The sequence below is a fragment of the Corynebacterium sp. HMSC074A01 genome (genome assembly GCF_001831515.1).
GTDB lineage: Bacteria > Actinomycetota > Actinomycetes > Mycobacteriales > Mycobacteriaceae > Corynebacterium.
Genome location: NZ_KV825623.1, coordinates 81,405 through 99,974, shown reverse-complemented (window position 1 = coordinate 99,974; position 18,570 = coordinate 81,405). Strand labels below are relative to the sequence as shown.

Genomic DNA, 18,570 nt, shown 5'->3' with positions numbered 1-18,570 from the left:
TAAGAAAAGGCAAAATCTCAAAACTGTATGACTAAGAATAAGAATGTCTTGCGCTGGGGCATCTTCGCCGCCGTCGCGCTCATCCTGCTGTACGTGCTCACCCTCTTTGGCGATGACACGCGCAATTACCAGCAGGTAGATACTTCCGTTGCCATCCAGCAGCTTCACGACGGCAACGCGAAGGACGTCCAGATCGACGACCGCGAACAGCGCGTCCGCATCGAGCTGCGCGAACCCATCACGGTAGAGGAGCGCGAGGGCGTCGAGGCGGTTTCCGCCCAGTACCCGGCGCGCACGACCCCGGAGATCTTCGCCGCTGTGCGCGAGTCCGGGGCGGACACCTACAAGACGAATGTGACGCAGGAGTCCTTCCTGCTGTCCATGATCAGCTTCATGCTGCCGATGATCATCGTCTTCGGCCTGATCTTCTACCTGATGTACCGGATGCAGGCCGGTGGCGGCATGTTTGGCATCGGCGGGTCCAAGGCGAAGCAGCTGACTAAGGACAACCCGACCAATACCTTCGAGGACGTCGCGGGCGCGGATGAGGCCGTCGACGAGCTGCAGGAGGTCGTCGACTTCCTCATGGAGCCGGGCATTTATGAAAAGCTCGGCGCGAAGATCCCGCGCGGCGTGCTGCTCTACGGCCCACCCGGCACCGGTAAGACGCTGATCGCGCGTGCGGTGGCGGGCGAGGCCGGCGTGCCGTTCTACTCCATCTCCGGTTCCGACTTCGTGGAGATGTTCGTCGGCGTGGGTGCCTCGCGTGTGCGCGACCTGTTCAAGCAGGCCCGCGAGAACAGCCCCTGCATCATCTTTGTCGACGAGATCGATGCCGTCGGCCGCCAGCGCGGCTCCGGCATGGGCGGCGGCCACGACGAGCGCGAGCAGACGCTCAACCAGTTGCTGGTGGAGATGGACGGCTTCGGCGATCGCGAGGGCGTCATCCTGATTGCGGCGACCAACCGCCCGGACATCCTGGACCCAGCGCTGCTGCGCCCGGGCCGCTTCGACCGCCAGATCCCGGTGACCAACCCGGACCTGGCCGGTCGCGAGCAGATCCTCAAGGTGCACGCGAAGGGCAAGCCCTTGGCCAAGGACGTCTCGCTGGAGGCGCTGGCCAAGCGCACGGCCGGTATGTCTGGTGCCGATCTCGCGAACGTGCTTAACGAAGCCGCCCTGCTCACCGCGCGCATCGGCGGCAACGTGATCACCCCGGACGCGCTGGAGGAGGCCACCGACCGCGTGATCGGCGGCCCGCGCCGCTCCACCAAGATCATCTCGGAGCACGAGAAAAAGGTCACTGCCTACCACGAGGGCGGCCACACGCTCGCCGCCTGGGCGCTCAAGGACATCGAGCGCGTCTACAAGGTCACCATCCTCGCCCGCGGCCGCACCGGCGGCTTCGCCATGACCGCCGACGAGGACGACAAGGGCATGTACAACCGCGACGAGCTCTTCGCCCGCATGGTCTTCGCCATGGGCGGCCGCTCGGCCGAGGAGCTCGTCTTCGGTGCCCCCACGACCGGCGCCTCCAACGACATCGAGCAGGCCACGAAGATCGCGCGCGCGATGGTCACCGAATACGGCATGACCTCCTCGCTCGGTGCGGTGAAGTACGGCCAGGAGCAGGGCGATCCCTTCTCCGGTCGCGGCGGCGGGGGCTCGCTCGAGTATTCGCCGGACGTCGCCGCCAAGATCGACGAGGAGATGCAGGCGCTTCTCGACGCCGCGCATACCGTCGCCTACTCCACCCTGGAGAAGTACCGCGACCAGCTCGACGCCCTGGCCTCCAAGCTGCTGGAGAAGGAAACGCTGCGCCGCCCGGACCTTGAGGAGCTCTTCGACGGCATCGAGCCGGTACGCCCCGAGCTGCCCGCCCACGACATCCGCTTCGGCCAGCAGCCGGGCCGCGAGCCGGTCAAGACCCCGGTGGAGCTTGCGAAGGAACGCGGCGAGGAACCGCCGAAGCCCTTCTCGCTTCTCGACGCCTCGCGAGCAGCACGTGAGCGCCGCCAGCGCGAGCGCGACGCCCGCGACAAGGGCCCCAAGCACACAGGCAACGGCTCCACCGCGTGGACTCCACCGAAGGGCGGGTCCCGTCCGACCTACGGCGGGCCAACCCCGCCGCCGGGCTGGACGTACCCGGGCGCAAACAACGCTCCCGCCGACGCTCCCGAGCGCAGCGAGCACCCGGGCATGCGCAACTACGCGCCCAAGCCGGAAGCAGACCACAAACCGGAGCCGGAGCAGCCCGAGCAGACCGAGGAGATCGGCTTCCGCCTGCCGGAGAACGAGCGCCCCGCCGACTCCTACTACCGCCCGTCGGAAGATACGACCCAGCAGATGCCGCGCCACCGCAAGGCTGACGACGACACCAGCAACCCAGAGGACACCAACAATGACCAATAAGTTCGACCAGGCGCGCGCCGAAGCCGCGGTACGCGAGCTGCTCATCGCTGTCGGCGAGGACCCGGACCGCGAGGGCCTGAAAGAGACGCCTGCGCGCGTGGCCCGCGCCTACGAGGAAGTCTTCGCCGGGCTGCACACCGACCCCACCGAGGTGCTGGAGAAGACGTTCGCGGAGAACCACCAGGAGCTCGTGCTGGTCCACGACATCCCGATCTACTCCACCTGCGAGCACCACCTCGTGCCCTTCTACGGCAAGGCGCACGTGGGCTACATCCCGGGCAAAGACGGCAAGGTCACGGGCCTTTCCAAGCTGGCCCGCCTGGCGGATCTGTACGCGAAGCGGCCGCAGGTGCAGGAGCGGTTGACAGGCCAGGTGGCTGACGCGATCGTCGAGAAGCTGGGCGCTTCCGCGGTGATCGTGGTGGTCGAGTGCGAGCATCTGTGCATGGCGATGCGCGGCATCCGCAAGCCCGGCGCGATCACCACCACCTCGGCGGTGCGCGGCGGCTTTCAGAAGAACGCGGCCTCGCGCGCCGAGGTCTTGAGCCTGATCAGGAGGTAAGCAATGGTCAGCGTGGCAGAGCTGACGGCGCCCGGGCGGACCACCGTCATGGGCATTGTCAACGTCACGGAGGATTCTTTCTCGGACGGCGGGCGTTGGCTCGCCGCGGACGACGCGATCGCGCACGCCCACGAGCTGGTGCGCCTGGGCGCGGACATCATCGACGTCGGCGCCGAGTCCACTCGCCCGGGCGCGACCCGCGTGCCCGCGGAGGTGGAGGCCGCGCGTATCCGCCCGGTGATCGAGGCGCTGCACGCCGATGGCATCCGCACCTCCATTGACACGATGCGCGCCTCCACCGCAGCCGTCGCCGCAGAAGCCGGCGTGGACCTGATCAACGATGTCTCCGGCGGCCTCGCGGACGAGGACATGTACCGCGTGATGGCGGAGACGAAGCTGCCGGTGTGCCTGATGCACTGGCGCGCCGACGCCTTTGTCAACGCCTCCGGTGCCGCCGACCACGGCGGCGACGTGGTCCGCGACGTCCACGAGGTGCTTGCCCAGCTGGTCGACAACGCGCTTGCCGCCGGCGTTGCGCACGACCAGATCACGCTCGACCCGGGCCTGGGCTTTGCCAAGACGGCCGCGGACAACTGGGCGCTGCTTCACGCGCTGCCGGAGTTCATCGCCGGCGAGTTCCCCGTCCTGGTCGGCGCGAGCCGCAAGCGCTTCCTCCGCGGGATCCGCGAGGACCGCGGACTTGCACACGGGCCGGTCGACGCCGATCCCGCCACCGCTGCGGTGACCGCACTGTCGGCGCACTACGGCGCGTGGTGCGTGCGCGTCCACGAGGTCGCCGTCTCCCGCGACGCGGTGGACGTCGCCGCGCGCTGGCGGCAGGGAGGCGTCAACTAATGGCCGACCGCATCGAACTTAAAGGCCTTGTCTGCTACGCCCACCACGGCGTGCTCCCGCACGAGACGGAGCACGGCCAGGCCTTTACCGTCGACATCACCTGCTGGGTCGATTTCGCCGAGGCCGCAGCTGGCGACGACCTGACCAAGACGATCAACTACGCGGAGCTCGCCCAGCTCGCCTACGACGTGGCCGCTGGGACCCCGCGCCAGCTCATCGAGACCGTCGCCACCGAGATCGCCGACACCGCCATGGAGCGCTTCAGCCCCCTCCACGCCATCGAGGTCACGGTGCACAAGCCGCACGCCCCGATCCCGCTGGTCTTCGACGACGTCGCTGTCGTGTGCCGCCGCAACCGCAAGCACAGGAGGTAGCATGCGCGCCGTCATCTCCGCCGGCTCCAACATGGAAGACTCCCGCGCCCACCTCGCGAGCGTCCGCGCGCACTTCGCCGACGTACTCGTCGCCGCAAGCTCGCTGTACGCCACCGCGCCGTGGGGCAAGACGGATCAGCCGGACTTTCTCAATCAGAGCTTGCTTATCGACGCCCCGCTTTCCCCCTCCCAACTGCTGACCGAATGCCAGGCGCTAGAGGCCGCCGCCAACCGCGTGCGTATCGAGCGATGGGGCCCGCGCACACTCGACGTGGACATCGTCGACATCGAAGGATTCACCTCAGACGATCCCGTGCTGACGGTGCCGCACCCGCGCGCCCACCTGCGCGCCTTCGTCCTGGCACCCTGGCTGGAGCTCGACCCGGACGCTACCCTGGGCGGCGAGCGCGTGGCCGACCTGCTCGCGGGCCTCGACGCAGAAGAGCGCGAAGGCGTGCGCAGGCTGGAGGACTAGATTCATGGCAGAACAACCGGGCAGCGGCATGCAGCGCACCTCCGTGGCTGCGCTCGTCGGGGTCGCCGGATTTTGTGCTGCGGCGACGTTGATTTTGATGCGCCGGTTTTACGGCGCGGTGGCGTCGATAAGCATTCTTGTGCCCTCGAGCCTCTGGGTGCTCGCGCTGACCTGCGGCTACCTCGTGGTGGTGGTGAAGAAGCGGCGCGAGGACGGGCGCATCGGGCTGGACCGTTCCCAGCTCAACCCCATGATGGCCGCGAACTTCATGCTCTTTGGCAAGGCCAGTGCGTGGGGCGGCGCGATCGCCGGCGGGGCCTACCTCGGGCCGCTGGTCTACGTACTGCCCCGGCTCGGGGTGCTTGCGGCGGCGGGTGACGACCTGCCCGCACTCGCCAGCGGTGTGCTCGGTGGGCTCGCGCTCGCGGTGGCCGGGGTGCTGCTGGAGAAGGCGTGTGAGGTGTCGCCACCATCCAACGGGGAAGCGGTTAGCTAAGGTACTAACCATGACTGCCGAATCTTCGTCCAGAGACAACGGAAACATCTGGGTCATCGTGCCTTTCGCGCTCGCGATCGTGGGCACGGTGGTGATGCTCTTCACGAACTCGGCCAACGCGCTAAAAATCTCGCTCATCCTCGCGCTGTGGGCCGCCGCAGCCGGGCTGATCATCATCTTCAAAACCCGCCGCGACCGCGACGAAGCCACCCGCGCTTTGGAAGCCAGCGAGGCGCAGCACAAGGAAGAGCTCGCCCGACTTGAGGCGCGCCCCGCGCCGGCCGCGCCTTCCGTGGACGAGGAACTCCTGCGCGAACTGCAGTCCGAGATCAAGGCACTGCGCACCCAGCTGGAGGAGATGAGCGGACAGGTCTTCGAGTACGAACCCGCGGCCGTGCGCGCGGCGGCGCGGCGCATCCAGGAGATCGAGCAGGCAGGTGCGGCTCCGGATACGTGGGCCAAGGACACCGCCGCGCAGCCCAGTGAGGCCGTCCAGCCGGTGGAGGAGCCGGTACACGAGCCGGTGGCACCGTTCCGCGAGCCTCAGGCTGCGCCGAAGGCCGAGGCGAAGGGCCCCTCGACCTACGAGACCGCCAAGATCACCCGCGTCACCAGCGAACACACCGCCGCAGGCACCCGCCGCACCCGCCCGAGTGGCGCGCCGAGCAGCGACGCCGTCGCCGGCAAGATCGGCCAGATGCCGCAGCGCGAGCAGCCGAACCCGCTGTCCGCGCTGATCAGCGAGCGCGCGAAGGCGGAGGCGGAAAAGCCGGCGCAACAGGAGAAGCCGGAACCACAGAAGCCTGCACAGCCGGAGCCGGAGCCGGAGACGCCCGAGTACGTCGGCCGCCACGAGCAGCCCGCCCAGGAGTCGACCGGTGGCCGTCGCCGCCGCGACGCCGGCCGCGAGGGAGCACTCTCCGTCGCCGAGCTGATCGCGCGCAGCAAGCGTTCATGACGCCGCGGCTGCTCGTCGGCAAGATTGGCCCAGCAGAAGACCTGACCGCAGGCCTGGAGCGCGCAGGCCACAGCGTCGTTGCGCTCGACCCGGCGGATCCGGGGCAGATCGCGCACGTCGACCTCGTGCTCATCGACGCCCACGATCCCGCCACCGTCCGCGCCTGGGCCGCCCGCTTCGCCCCGCACGCGCGCGCCGAGCAGATGTTCATCCACACGGCTCTGCTCGGCGGGGCGCAGCTGCTCGACGAGGTCGAGACCGCCCGCGCCATCGTCATGTGCGCTCACCAGATCGGTGAGTCCACGTGGGTGACCTCGGGCGCCGACGAGATGGGGGAGGCGGTCGTCGCGATGCTGCTCGCCGAGGCGGGCGCGACCGCCGTGCCGATCGCGGACACGGTGCGTCCCACCCTTGCCGCAGCGCAGGAGCTCCGCGCGCGCCAGCACGCCGTGCTTGCCGACGCCCACACGCTCACCACCCAAGCCATCCCCAACCTCCCCGCGCCCGAGGACCCCGAAGACGCTGCACCGCTCGACGTCGCCACCCTGGAAACCCTCTACGCCGCGATCGAGGACCCGGGCGTGCGCCGCCTGTTCGTCGACCTGCAGCGCCGTACCGCTGAGCAGGCCGGGGACACCGCCGTGCAAGTATGGGCAATGGAAAAGTACGAAGGGAGACAATCCAGATGACGTTTGAACCGGGCAAAGCGACCGTGGTCACCGACGAGGCACTGCTCGCCACCTACGGCCGCGCGTTTCGCAAGGTGGGCAAGTCGGTGGTGCTCGTGCCGCTGTCCACGGGCGTCCACGCCGGACACATCGAGCTGATCCGCGCGGCGAAGTCGCTGCTCGGCGCGTACGTGTTCGTCAGCTTCGAGGGCGAGGAGGTCCCCGACGTGTTCGCCGAGGAGAAGGTGGACGTCGTCTTCCACGGCACGCTGCCGACCGCAGCACGGGTGTCCACGGGCGTGAAGTGTTTGGAGGACGCGGAGGGGGTGGAGCGTGGCGTCGCTAAGCATCTGGCCCTGTGTAACGCCACACATGCCACCGACCTGGTGCTCGGCGAGAAGGACTTCGAGCTGCTCGTGGCCACCCAGCTGGCGGTCTCGGCGCTGCGGATGGAGGTCAAGCTGCACAGCGTGCCGACGGTGCGCATGCCCGATGGGCTCGCGGTGAGCCTGCGCAACGAGCGCGTGGCTCCGGAACACCGCGAGGCCGCCCTTGCACTCGGCGCGGCGCTGACCGCCGGAGCGCACGCCGCCGAGCACGGCGCGGCAACGGTGCTCGAGACCGCGCGCGGGGTGCTCGCGGCCGCCGGGGTCACGCCCGCCTACCTGGAGCTGCGCGACCTGGCCATGCGCCCGGCCCCCGCGACCGGGGACGCGCGCCTGCTCGCCGCAGTGGATCTGGGCGAGGTGCGCCTGATCGACAACGTGGGCGTGCCGCTGGGCGTTGGGTTCAAAAACATCGAGGCGTAGGCAGGCGCTACACTCTTGGGCATGTCTGTGTCCAACATCGCTGCACTGCTAAATCAGCGCTACGGCTTCGCCTTCACCGCCGAGCAGGTCCGCCAATCGGGCCGCACTGCCTCATCGACGCTGTTCACCGCGTCGAATGCGGAGGGCCAGGCCGTGGAGGTCGAGCTTTTCGACGCCGGCGCCACCGCCGACACCGACGCACTCGGCCGCGAGCTCAGCGAAGCCGAGCACCCCGGCACCTTCCAGCCGCGCGGTGCCGGCATCAGCGATGAGGGCCAGTTCTTCGTGCTGCGCGAGGCCCCTTCGGGCTCGACGCTGCGCTCGCTTATCGACGACAAACGCGCCGCCGGCACCACCTTCACCAACGCCGAAGCACGCGACCTGCTTTTGCCTGCCGCCGAGGCGATCGACGCCTACAACCGTGAGGGCCACCCGGAGTTTGTCTCGCGCTCCATCGACCCGGCGCAGCTTTTGGTGCAGCCGGCGTGGTCGTCCGTACCGGTGAAGATGGCGCTGGTGGGCCCGCTCGCAGGTGGCGGCGAGACCGATGCGGCCGCGACCATCGACGCTAACCGCGCCGCCTTCCGCGATCTCGTGTCCGAGATGACCGGCGAATCGACCGACGCCGAGCTGGCGCGCGAGTCCGGCTCCTGCGCCGGCTACCTCCTCGCCTTGGCCGGCGGGGCGGCCGCCGCGGTGGGCACCGATGGCTCGACGCCGGTCGCGCCGCGCCCGCAGGACGGCTATCGCAAGCCGCCCGAGCCCTACGCCTACGGCCCGACGGGGGAGTACACGCGCCCCGCCGTGGTTAAAGACAGGATGAACCCGTGGCCGTGGATCATCGCCGTGCTCGTCCTGCTGCTCATCGCGCTCGGCGCGTTCTGGTGGTGGTGGGACAACAACCGCGGCGAGGAGTGGACAGGCGCGGACGCCGAGATCGCCCAGGAATACCCGCAACTCGTCTCTGAGCGTGCTGGCGGCAAGGGTTGGGAGGACCTGGTGTGCGAGTCGGCCACCCCGGAGGCTGGCCAGGAGGGCAAGATCCGCTGCGCCAACGAGGACCTGGGTGTCTCCGTGTCGAAGTACGTTTCGCAAGACACTCGCGACGACGTGGTCCCGGGCCGCGATGAGGCGGTGATCCTGGGCAGCGGCGAGTGCATGATCGACTCCTACGAGGTGCCCGAGGCCTACCCGCCGGCGTTCGTGATGGTGCCGGAGAATAAAGAACAGTACCTCGTGGTGATCAACGGGCACGAGTCTGAGGACAAGCGCCTGGGACTGCCGCTGTGCGAGTAGCCCAAAACCCGGCGGTGCTCCTTGCCATCCTCGTGCTCAGCGCGATGATGATGATCTTCAACGAGACCACCGTCGCCGTCGCCCTGCCCGCGATCATGGCGGAATTCGGCGTGAGCGCGGACGTGGCCCAGTGGCTGCTGACCGGCTTCCTTTTGACCATGGCCGTGGTGATCCCCACCTCGGGCTTCCTCATCGACCGGCTCACCACGCGCACGCTGTACTTCCTGTCGATGGCGCTCTTCCTCGCCGGCAGCGTCATCGCCGCGCTCGCCCCGGCGTTTTGGGTGCTCATCGCCGCGCGCGTGATCCAGGCGGCAGGCACGGCGGTGATGATCCCGCTGCTGTTCACGGTCACGCTGAACGTCGTCTCGCCGCAGCGACGCGGCACGGTGATGGGGCTCAACGCGGTGGTCATCTCGGTGGCTCCGGCGCTCGGTCCGACGCTCGCGGGCCTGGTGCTGAGCCGGTGGACCTGGCACCACATCTTCTGGGTGATGGTGCCGCTTCCTGCGCTGCTGCTCATCCTGGCCATTGTCGTCATGCCCAACGTGGGCGAAGTCCGCAAGACTCCACTCGACGCACTCTCCGTGCTGCTGTCCGTCTTCGCCTTCGGCGGGCTGGTCTACGGCCTGTCCACCTTCACCCAGCTGGTCACCGGCGACTCGGTGGCACCCGGGATCGCGGTCGGTGTCGGCGTGGTCTTTACCGCCATCTTCGCCGCCCGCCAACGCCGCCTGGCCAAGGTGGACAAGGCGCTGCTGAACCTGAACGCGCTGCGCTACCGCGATTTCACGCTCTCGCTCGTGGCGATCGTTGTGGTCTTCGGCTCCTTCCTCGGCACGGTCAACCTGCTGCCCATGTACCTGCAAGGTGCGCTGGGGCTGTCCACCGTGGTCACCGGCCTGATCCTGCTGCCTGGCGGGGTGGCGCAGGGGATTGCCTCGCCGATCGCGGGTCGCATTTTCGACGCCGTCGGCACCCGCCCCATCGCCATCCCCGGGGCGATCCTGCTCGCCGCCGCGCAGGTGACGCTGTGGCTCACGCTTGGCGAGACTACCCCGCAGTGGCTCATCGTCACCACACTCATCCTCACCAATATTGCGATGGCCATGGTGATGACGCCGCTGATGACGGCCTCGCTTTCGGCTTTGCCGCAGCCTTTGTACTCGCACGGCTCCGCGATCCTCAACACGCTGCAGCAGCTGGGCGGCGCGGCCGGCACCGCGGTGTTCATTGGCATCATGTCGCTGGGCGTTGCGGGAGGAGCGAGCCAGGCCGAGGCCGCGCCGGTGAGCTTTGTGGCGGGTATCGTGGCGTCGATAATTGCCCTGGCGGCGGTGAGCTTTGTGGGCGGCAAACGCAAAACGGTGACCGTGGAGTCGAGTGCACCGCGCTGACCGACTACGATAGGCGGGCGTGACTACGCAAGATCTTTCAGAGCAGCAGCAGATCCGCCGCGAGAAGCGGCAGAAGTTCCTCGACGCGGGCCGCGACGCCTACCCCGTCAGCGTCGAGCGCACGACCTCCCTCAAGGACTTGCGGAGCAAGTACCAGGCCGTGCCCGAAGGCGAGGGCGACGGCGTAACTCAGCTCGAGCCGGGCCAGGAGACCCAGGACGTGGTGGCCGTGACCGGCCGCATCATGTTCCAGCGCAACACGGGCAAGCTGTGCTTCGCCACCCTGCAGGAGGGCGACGGGACCCAGCTGCAGGTCATGCTGTCGCTGGCCGAGGTGGGCGAGGACGCGCTCGCCGCCTGGAAGTCCGACACCGACCTGGGCGACATCGTCGCGGTCAAGGGCCGGGTCATCGCTTCTCGACGTGGCGAGCTCTCCGTCCAGGCCCAATCCTGGCAAATGGCCTCCAAGGCGCTGCGCCCGCTGCCGGTTGCCTTCGCGGAGATGAACGAGGAGCAGCGCGTCCGCCACCGCTACACCGACCTGATCATGCGCGAGCAGGCACGCGAGAACGCGATGACGCGTATCAAGGTCATCGCCGCGGTGCGCAAGTACCTCACCGGCGAGGACTTCGTGGAGATTGAGACGCCGATGCTGCAGACCCTGCACGGTGGCGCCGCCGCCCGCCCGTTCGTGACCCGCTCGAACGCGCTGGACATCGACCTGTACCTGCGCATCGCGCCGGAGCTCTACCTCAAGCGCGCCGTGGTTGGCGGGCTGGAGCGCGTCTTTGAGATCAACAAGAACTTCCGCAACGAGGGCGTGGACAAGTCGCACTCGCCGGAGTTCACCATGTTGGAGACCTACCAGGCGTGGGGCACCTACGCCGACGGCGCGAAGCTGATGGAGGGCCTGGTGAAGTTCTGCGCCCGCGAGGTCTTCGGCTCCGAGAAGGTCACGCTTGCCGACGGCACCGAGTACGACTTCTCCGGCGAATGGAAGGTCATGGAGATGTACCCCAGCCTCAACGAGGCGCTGGAGCGCAAGTTCCCGGGCCAGCCCGAGGTCACCATCGACTCCACGGTTGCAGAGCTCACCGCGATCGCCGAGCACATCGGCCTCGAGGTCCCCAAGGGCGAAGGTTGGGGCCACGGCAAGCTGGTCGAGGAGATCTGGGAGGAGCTGTGCGCCGACCAGCTCTACGATCCGGTGTTCGTGACCAACTTCCCCGTCGAGACCTCCCCGCTGACCCGCGACCACCGCGACAAGCCGGGCGTGACCGAGAAGTGGGACCTCTACATCCGCGGCTTCGAGCTGGCCACCGGCTACTCCGAGCTCATCGACCCGATCATCCAGCGCGCCCGCTTCGAGGACCAGGCGCGCCTGGCCGCCGACGGCGACGAGGAAGCCATGGTGCTGGACGAGGACTTCCTCGCAGCGATGGAGCAGGGCATGCCGCCGACCTCCGGCTGCGGCATGGGCGTGGACCGCCTGCTCATGGCGCTGACCGGCCTGGGCATCCGCGAGACCGTCCTGTTCCCGATGGTCAAGCCGGAGGCCTAGGTGACGCCGAGCGCGGAACGCACCGCGCTTCTGCCGCGGCGCGTGCCGCTGTGGCTGCTCGCCGCGGCCGCACTCATCGGCCTGATCCGTGTCGCGATCACGCTGCCGCTGGCCCGATACGGCTCCGACTTCGTGCCGATCTGGGAGGCGGTGCAGCGCTACACCCAGGGCATCCCCGTCTACAACGAGGATTACTCCACCACCGACCCGCACTACCTCTACGGGCCGGGCGCGAACGTGGTGCTGGCCCCGCTCGCGATCTTTGGCACGTTTGAGGTTGGCCGGTGGGCGATGGTGGGGGCGAGTGTGGCGTCGATAAGCGGCGCGGTGTACTGGGCCGCGAGGATGCTCGCCCCGCACAGGGCGGTGCCGCTGACGCTGGCGACGATCGCGATTGCGTTTAACACGCCCGAGCCGGTCCAATCCACCGTGTACCTGACCAACATCAACGGTTTTCTGCTGCTGGTGATGGTCGCGTTCGTGCACGCCTGCCTGCGCGACTACCGCGGCTCGAAGGTCGTCGCGGCGCTGCTGTTCGCCTACGCGGTGACCATCAAGCCGCAGTTTGTGGTGCTCGCGGCCGTGCCGTTTCTGCTCGCGCAGTGGTGGGTGATCGTCGGCGCGGTCGCGGCGTACGCGGCGCTGTTCGGCATCGGCTGGGCGACCACGGTCAACCCGCATTGGTACCTCGAGAGACTCGTGCCGTACCTGTCGGAGACCCGCGACTACGACAACGGGGCCATCGGCGCGATGGGGCTGGGCACGGTCGGCACCTTCGTGGTCAGCGCGATCGTGCTCATCGGCGTATTCGCCGCCGTGGCGCTCATGTTCCCGCAGCGCCGCGAGCTCGGCGCGGTGTGGGCTTTTTGTACCCTCGGCGCGCTGTTTAGCGGCGTCTTCCTCGTCGGCGGCCTGCTGCAGGGCTACTACTCGATCTGGTTGATCCCGCTGGCGATGTCCGCGATCGACCTGCGCTCACCCGCGCGCAACTGGGCCACCGGCATCGCGATCTGGACCACCACCGGCCTGTTCGCGCTGCCCGGCGAGCCGAGTTTGCTGGCCACCCTCGGATGGGGCGTGGTGCCCTTTGCCATCGCGGTGCACGCGGGCCTACGATGGAAAAAGACAACAGGGTTGTTACCCGCCTAAACAGCGCGGGGCAAGACCTGGGACGTTTTCGCGTCCCAGGTCTTTTTTCTTTGAAATAAGGAGCGAACTGATGGCAAAGACACAAGCGAGCCTGCAGGAGCAGGCCGCTGACATCCTCGCCGGAATCGGCGGGCGCGACAACATCGTGAGCATGTCCCACTGCGCGACGCGTTTGCGCTTCGAGCTTGCCGACGCCTCGGCGGCCGACAAGGAACGCCTCGAAGCAAACCCCAAGGTGATGGGTGCGGTTCCGCAGGGCGGCAGCCACTACCAGGTCATCATCGGCGGCGATGTGGCCAACGTCTACAACGAGATGAAGGCCCTGCCCGAGATGCGCGGGGCGAAGCAGCTTAGCGACGCCGACGTCAAAGCCCAAAACCGCGCCAAGGCCAAGGGCAAGGTGCCGTGGCTGGACGCCTTCTTCGAGTACCTTTCGGATTCTTTCCGCCCGATCCTGGGCGTGCTGCTGGGTGCCTCGCTGGTCATCGCGGCTGCCGCGGTCATCGACGCGCTCGGCCTGGTCGACTTCCGCGCCGAGGTCAAGACGCCGACCTGGCAGTTCGTCGACGCTATGTGGCGCTCCGTGTTCTACTTCCTGCCGGTGATGGTGGCCTACAACGCGGGTAAGAAGCTGCGCATCGACGGCTGGGTCCCCGCCGCGGTCATGTTCGCACTGTTTACCCCGGAGTTCACCGGGCTGGCGGAGCACCCGGACGCGATCGTGTCGCAAAACGCGCTGCTTGGCAGCGAGGTCGCGCGCGTGACCGTCTTCGGCGCACCGATGCTGCTTCCCGAGTACGGCGGCAACGTCTTTGTCCCGCTGATCATGGCTGCCATCGCGGCGCTGGTGTACAAGGGCTTCCAGAAGCTCATCCCGTCCGCGGTCCACATGGTGTTTGTCCCCTTCCTCACCCTCTTGGTGATGATCCCCTTTACCGCCCTGGTCATCGGGCCGCTCGGCTACGCCCTCGGCGCGTGGATCGGCGTCGGCCTGGCGTGGCTCAACGGCAACGCGCCCTTCGTCTTTGCCATCCTGATCCCGATGCTCTACCCGTTCCTGGTGCCGCTGGGCCTGCACTGGCCGCTCAACGCCCTGATGCTGGTGAACATCCAAACGCTTGGCTACGACTTCATCCAGGGCCCGATGGGCGCGTGGAACTTCGCCTGCTTCGGCGCGACCGCCGCTGTGTTCGCCATCTCGCTGCGTGACAAGGACCCGCTCATGCGCCAGACCGCCGGTTCCGCGCTGGCAGCCGGCCTGTTCGGCGGTATTTCCGAGCCCTCGCTCTACGGCATCCACCTGCGTTTCAAGCGCATCTACCCGCGCATGCTGGTGGGCTGCTTCGCCGGTGGCCTGACCATCGCGATCCTGGGCACCCCGTTCGGCGGCGTGCAGACCAGCGCGTTCGTGTTCACCTCGCTGCTGACCATCCCGGTCTTCAGCCCGGCGTGGGTCTACGTCATCGCGATCGCGGTGGCATTCTTCACCGCGTTCACCATCATCTTCATCACGGACTACCGCACTCCGGAGGAGAAGGCGGAGGCGCTCGCGCGTCGCGCTGCCGCGGAAGAAGAGGCTCAGGCTGAGGCCGAGCCAGAGCCCGCAGCCGAGGCTGCGCCCGTGCCTGCCGCAGCGCCCGCTGCCACCAAGGAGGTGCTCGCCCCGCTCGCTGGTGCCTCGGTAGCCATGGACAAGCTTGCCGACGCCGCCTTCGCCTCCGGTGCCCTCGGCCACGCCGTGGGCATCACGCCGCAGGCCGATCACGCGACCGTGGTCGCCCCGGTCGACGGCAAGGTCATCTCGGTGGCCAAGACAGGCCACGCCTACGGCATCAAGACCGCCGACGGGGTGGAGGTGCTGGTCCACATCGGCATCGACACCGTCAAGCTGAAGGGGGAGGGCTTTACCCCGGTCGCGGAGAAGAAGCAGCAGATCCGCGCCGGTGAGCCGCTGGCTGAGGTGGACTTCGCCTCGATCATCGACGCCGGCGTCGACCCGACCGTGATCACCACCGTGGTCAACTCCAAGACGCTTGCTGCCGTCGACGATCTGGCAGCTGACACGGTCGCGGAGGGCCAGCCGATCCTCGGCGTGACCAAGTAGCACTACGCTTGGAGGGCATGCAGGTCCTGCGCGTGTTCAATAACAATGTCGTGCTCGCCCGCCGCGGCGATGACCCAGTGGTGGTCACCGGCCGCGGCGTCGGCTTTCAAGCCAAGCAGGGCGAGCGCATCGACGAAGCCAAGGTCGCCCGCATCTTCGTCCCGCTCGACGGCCGCGACCCCGACCACGCCGGCGAAATGATCGCGGGACTGCCCGCCGAAACCGTCGAACAGGTCGCCGCAGCGCTCGAGGAAGTCGGCGTGCACACGCGGCTGACCCTGGTCACCGCGATCGCCGACCACATCATCGGTGCCGCCGAACGGGCCCGCCAGGGCACCACGGTCGAATACCCGCTGCGCGCCGAGGTCACCCACCTCTACCCGGAGGAGGCCGCGCAGGGGGAGCGCCTGCTGCACGCCCTCAACCGCAGGCTCGCTGAGCCGCTGCCGCAGGAGGAAGCCATCGCGCTGACCCTCCACCTGGTCAACGCCGGGTTCAACACGGGAAACCTCGCGCACACCTACCAGATGACGGGCGTGATTCAGCAGATGTTGGACGTGATTGGGGTTGACGGGGCGTCGATAAGCACTGCCCGCTTCATCACGCACGCGCGCTACCTCTTCGTGCGGCTGGCGCGCGGGGCGCAGCTCGACCACGGCAATTCCCCGCTCACACGCGAGCTGTTGCGCGCATACCCGCAGGATATGGCGGTTGCGCGGAAGGTCGCGCACGTGGTGGAGCTGCGCTTTGGGCAGTCGCTTACCGACGACGAACTGGCCTACCTCGGCCTCCACATCGCGCGCCTGCGCCAGCCGCACGCGGGCGAGTAGTCTCGAGGGGAGAACGAGCGAAAGGAAACACATGACTGACCGCACTGTTCTTTACGGCATTGGCGTCTCCGCAGGCACGGCCTCGGGCCCGGTCGCCGTGGTGACCGCGCCCGTGGGCATCGACGAGGCGGAACCCGCCGCGGCCGAAGGCGACGCCGAGCGCGTCGCGGGGGTGCTTGACGAGGTCGCGGCCTCACTGACCGCGCGCGCCGAACACGCGAACTCCGAAACCTCCAAGCAGGTCCTCGAGGCCACCGCGACGCTGGCCACCGACCGGGGCCTGATCCGCGGGATCAACAAGGAACTGAAGAAAGGTACCGGCGTCACCCGCGCCGTCCACGACGCAGTGGAGGTCTACGCCGGCAAGCTGCGCAAACTCGGCGGCTACATGGCCGAGCGCGTCACCGACCTCTACGACATCCGCGACCGCGCCATCGCGCGCCTGCGCGGCCTGCCCGAGCCCGGCGTGCCGCACCTCGACGCGCCGTCGATCCTGGTCGCCCACGACCTCGCACCCGCGGAGACAGCGACGCTGGACCCGGAGATGGTGCTCGGCATCGTCACCGAGGGCGGCGGCGCGACCTCGCACACCGCGATCCTCGCCGCCCAGCTGGGCATCCCCGCGGCCGTGCAGGTCAAGGGCGTCCTCGGCGCGGTTGCCGACGCCCCGCCGGTCGCCCTCGACGGCGGCGTCGGCGAAGTCATCGTCGCCCCGGCCGACACCGACGTCGCCGAGCTGGAGGAGCGTTCCCGCCGCCGCGCCGACGCGCTCGCCGGCTCCTCCGGTGAGGGCGCAACCCGCGACGGCTACAAGGTGAAGCTGCTGGCCAACATCGGCACCGCGGAAGATGCGGAGAAGGCCGCGGGCCTCGACCTGGAGGGCTCCGGGCTGTTCCGCACCGAGTTCCTCTTCCTCGACCGCGATTCGGCGCCCACCGTGGAGGAGCAGACCGAGACCTACACGCGCGTGCTGCGCGCCTTTGGGAAGCGCCGCGTGGTCGTGCGCACCCTGGACGCGGGTGCCGATAAGCCGCTGAGCTTCGCCGACCTCGGCGAGGAGGAAAACCCGGCGCTCGGCCGCCGCGGCCTGCGCCTGTCCATGGAGCGCGAGGACCTCCTCGACGACCAGCTGCAGGCGCTCGCCAACGCGCACGCCAACGTGCCCGAGGCGGAACTGTGGGTTATGGCGCCGATGGTCGCCACCGTGGAGGAAACGCAGTGGTTCTGCGACAAGGCACGCGGCTACGGGCTGCCCAAGGTGGGCATCATGGTCGAAACGCCGGCGGCCGCGATCCGCGCCGGGCACGTACTCAGCATCGCCGACTTCGCCTCCATCGGCACCAACGACCTGTCGCAGTACACCATGGCGGCCGACCGTATGCAGGGCGAGCTTGCCGAACTGCTCAGCCCGTGGCAGCCGCCGGTGCTCACCATGATCAAGGCCACCGGCAAGGGCGGGCACGCGACCGGCAAGTCCGTCGGCGTGTGCGGCGAGGCCGGCGGCGACCCGCTCATGGCGCTCGTGCTCGTCGGCCTGGGCGTGACCTCGCTGTCGATGGCGCCGTCGAAGGTCAACGCGGTCCGCGCCGCGCTGCGCCTGCACGACATGGATACTTGCCGACAGATGGCCAACTACGCTGTCGACGCCCCGACCGCCAAGGAGGCGCGCGAAAACGTCCTCAAGATCGCTGATCCGGTGCTCCGCGACCTGCTCTAGCGCTTTCAGGCATGCTTACCCGCGCGCCAGTTTTGCTGGCGCGCGGGCTTTTTGCGTGCGGGGTTTAGTCGGGTGGTTTTCGGTTCTCGGCTCGGGCTTTGTGGTCGGCACCGGTAGCGGTGACATTCCCGTAGGGTGAGACGTAGGTGATCTGCCCGTCGCGCCTTTCGGTGTGACCCCGGGTGCCGCGGGCGGCCTGCGAGTTGTGGTACTTGCATAACCAGCCGAGATTCGATGGTGTGGTCTCCCCGCCGTGTTGGTGTTCGACCATGTGGTGGGCATCGCACTCAGAGGCGGGTGCCTTGCATCCTTTCCAGGTACACGTCGTGGAGTCGGCAAGCATGACTTCTCGGTGCTTCGGGGTGGCGAACCGGGCGTGGTACGCGTTGACTGGCCCGTCCATCGCACCGATCAAGATGATCGAGCCGAGTGCTTCGAGCTGCATGCGCACAAACTCCTCCCCGGTAACGATCACACCGTTGTCGAAGTGGACCTTAACGTCGTTGCCTTCGCCTGCGATGATGCGCAGGTAGTCACCCAGGTCCAGGTTCGCGGTCACGCGCACCAGGTACTCGGCTTTCGGGCACCCACCATTCAGCCAGCCGGTCACGTCGTTTTTCGCGGCGTCGAACACGCCCTGGACGTCGGCGGCGGGGCCTGTCAGGCGCAGGGTGGCGTACCCATCACCGTGGTGGGTCACCCGTGCTTTCGGGGTGCGCGGCTCCGGTGCCTGCAACTCGGCCTTCAGCTCTGCGGCCACCCGCCGGATGCGCGCCAGGTCCCCGGATGTGTTGCACAGCGTGTCGATGTAGTGCCAGCGCTTGGTTACATCCTTGAGCGAGCGGGCGGAGCGGGTGATGTAGGCCAGGGTGTCTAACCGGTGGCCATGCACACGCGCGCCTTCTTG

At 68.2% G+C, this 18,570-nt stretch carries 17 protein-coding genes; 16 read left to right on the top strand and 1 reads right to left on the bottom strand.

Annotated elements, in window-relative coordinates; genetic code table 11:
- Positions 1-27 precede the first annotated feature (27 nt).
- The 16 genes from ftsH (at position 28) to ptsP (ending at position 17,663) form a co-directional block, all read left to right on the top strand.
- Positions 28-2,412 (top strand): ATP-dependent zinc metalloprotease FtsH, encoded by a 2,385-nt coding sequence (gene ftsH / locus HMPREF2550_RS08440; protein WP_070790666.1) that lies wholly within the window; start codon positions 28-30, stop codon positions 2,410-2,412.
- Entirely contained in the window at positions 2,402-2,974 is a 573-nt protein-coding gene (gene folE, locus HMPREF2550_RS08435; protein ID WP_070790665.1) for a GTP cyclohydrolase I FolE, read from the top strand. The genes ftsH and folE overlap by 11 nt, the downstream gene beginning before the upstream one ends.
- 3 nt (positions 2,975-2,977) lie before the next feature.
- A complete protein-coding gene (folP, locus tag HMPREF2550_RS08430) occupies positions 2,978-3,829 on the top strand; it encodes a dihydropteroate synthase (RefSeq protein ID WP_070790664.1) in 852 nt (283 codons plus the stop codon).
- Positions 3,829-4,203, top strand: a complete 375-nt coding sequence (folB, locus tag HMPREF2550_RS08425) for a dihydroneopterin aldolase (protein WP_070764226.1) — start codon at positions 3,829-3,831, stop codon at positions 4,201-4,203. The genes folP and folB overlap by 1 nt, the downstream gene beginning before the upstream one ends.
- A gap of 1 nt (position 4,204) precedes the next feature.
- Positions 4,205-4,678, top strand: coding sequence for a 2-amino-4-hydroxy-6-hydroxymethyldihydropteridine diphosphokinase (folK, locus tag HMPREF2550_RS08420; protein WP_070790663.1), 474 nt, complete (start codon positions 4,205-4,207; stop codon positions 4,676-4,678).
- Between the two features lie 4 nt (positions 4,679-4,682).
- Positions 4,683-5,174 (top strand): DUF3180 domain-containing protein, encoded by a 492-nt coding sequence (locus HMPREF2550_RS08415; protein WP_371441176.1) that lies wholly within the window; start codon positions 4,683-4,685, stop codon positions 5,172-5,174.
- A gap of 10 nt (positions 5,175-5,184) precedes the next feature.
- Entirely contained in the window at positions 5,185-6,132 is a 948-nt protein-coding gene (locus tag HMPREF2550_RS08410; protein ID WP_070790662.1) for a DUF6779 domain-containing protein, read from the top strand.
- Complete coding sequence (locus HMPREF2550_RS08405) at positions 6,129-6,821, top strand: 6PGD fold domain-containing protein (RefSeq protein ID WP_070790661.1); 693 nt, start codon at positions 6,129-6,131, stop codon at positions 6,819-6,821. The genes HMPREF2550_RS08410 and HMPREF2550_RS08405 overlap by 4 nt, the downstream gene beginning before the upstream one ends.
- A complete protein-coding gene (locus HMPREF2550_RS08400; protein ID WP_070790660.1) occupies positions 6,818-7,609 on the top strand; it encodes a pantoate--beta-alanine ligase in 792 nt (263 codons plus the stop codon). The genes HMPREF2550_RS08405 and HMPREF2550_RS08400 overlap by 4 nt, the downstream gene beginning before the upstream one ends.
- A gap of 21 nt (positions 7,610-7,630) precedes the next feature.
- The gene (locus HMPREF2550_RS08395; RefSeq protein ID WP_070790659.1) at positions 7,631-8,905 is read left to right on the top strand and encodes a hypothetical protein; all 1,275 of its coding nucleotides are present in this window, start codon (positions 7,631-7,633) and stop codon (positions 8,903-8,905) included.
- Entirely contained in the window at positions 8,896-10,302 is a 1,407-nt protein-coding gene (locus HMPREF2550_RS08390) for a DHA2 family efflux MFS transporter permease subunit (RefSeq protein ID WP_070790658.1), read from the top strand. The genes HMPREF2550_RS08395 and HMPREF2550_RS08390 overlap by 10 nt, the downstream gene beginning before the upstream one ends.
- Positions 10,303-10,321: 19 nt before the next feature.
- Positions 10,322-11,863, top strand: a complete 1,542-nt coding sequence (gene lysS, locus HMPREF2550_RS08385) for a lysine--tRNA ligase (RefSeq protein ID WP_070790657.1) — start codon at positions 10,322-10,324, stop codon at positions 11,861-11,863.
- Entirely contained in the window at positions 11,864-13,012 is a 1,149-nt protein-coding gene (locus HMPREF2550_RS08380) for a glycosyltransferase family 87 protein (protein WP_070790656.1), read from the top strand.
- A 70-nt stretch (positions 13,013-13,082) separates the two neighbouring features.
- Positions 13,083-15,116 (top strand): glucose PTS transporter subunit IIA, encoded by a 2,034-nt coding sequence (locus HMPREF2550_RS08375; RefSeq protein ID WP_070790655.1) that lies wholly within the window; start codon positions 13,083-13,085, stop codon positions 15,114-15,116.
- 17 nt (positions 15,117-15,133) lie between these two features.
- The gene (locus HMPREF2550_RS08370) at positions 15,134-15,946 is read left to right on the top strand and encodes a PRD domain-containing protein (protein WP_070790654.1); all 813 of its coding nucleotides are present in this window, start codon (positions 15,134-15,136) and stop codon (positions 15,944-15,946) included.
- 31 nt (positions 15,947-15,977) lie between these two features.
- Entirely contained in the window at positions 15,978-17,663 is a 1,686-nt protein-coding gene (gene ptsP, locus HMPREF2550_RS08365) for a phosphoenolpyruvate--protein phosphotransferase (RefSeq protein WP_070790653.1), read from the top strand.
- 64 nt (positions 17,664-17,727) lie between these two features.
- Here the strand turns inward: ptsP and HMPREF2550_RS08360 are convergent.
- Positions 17,728-18,570, bottom strand: an 843-nt coding sequence (locus HMPREF2550_RS08360) for an HNH endonuclease signature motif containing protein (RefSeq protein ID WP_070790652.1), incomplete at its 5' end; no start/stop codon positions are given.